This window comes from Polaromonas sp. P3_C2 (genome assembly GCF_056402675.1).
In genome coordinates this window covers 1-539 of sequence record NZ_JBFUGX010001264.1, presented here as the reverse complement: position 1 = coordinate 539, position 539 = coordinate 1, and the positions used below count along the sequence as shown (strand labels likewise).

Here is a 539-nt window from a genome sequence, read left to right as displayed (position 1 = left end):
CAGCGTGTTGCTGGCGTATCGCCCGGGCCGCCTGGTATTCAGGGCTGGCATAACAGGCCCTGGCGGTCGCCATGTCGGCAAACTCCACGACGACGTTGCGCTCGCGCGAGCTGCCCTCCATGCATTCGTACGCGCCGCCGCGCACCAGAAAGCGCGCCCCGAACTTCTCGAAGGCCGGCCGCGCCGCCGTGAGGTAACGAGGATATTCCTCAATGTTGCGCACCGAGACGCGCACGATCCAGTAAGCCTTTGCCATTCTTGTTCCTTGGGTGGTGTGAAGTGATGAAGGCTGGACGATACGCGTGACAATTCATTCTGAAAAATGAATAATAAAGATAATTAATATCTTTTCAAGAGATCATGGAGCTGAGCGACCTGGTTATTTTTCGTGCCGTGGTGGAGGCGGGCGGGGTGACACGTGCTGCCGAGCGCCTGCACCGCGTGCAGTCCAACATCACGACGCGTATCCGCCAACTGGAAGAAAAGCTCGGCGTGCCGCTTTTTATCCGTGAGGGCAAGCGGCTGCACCTGTCGCCAGC

The 539-nt window shown here is 58.8% G+C and carries 2 protein-coding genes; one reads left to right on the top strand and one right to left on the bottom strand.

Features of this window, described 5'->3' with window-relative positions; all coding sequences use genetic code 11:
* On the bottom strand, window positions 1–256 hold a 256-nt coding region (locus AC1DWI_RS25990; protein ID WP_477726305.1), incomplete at its 3' end, for a DUF1330 domain-containing protein.
* Between the two features lie 104 nt (window positions 257–360).
* Between AC1DWI_RS25990 and AC1DWI_RS25985 the strand changes: the two genes are divergently transcribed.
* Window positions 361–539: LysR family transcriptional regulator (locus AC1DWI_RS25985; protein ID WP_477726306.1), on the top strand; the 179-nt coding region annotated here is incomplete at its 3' end.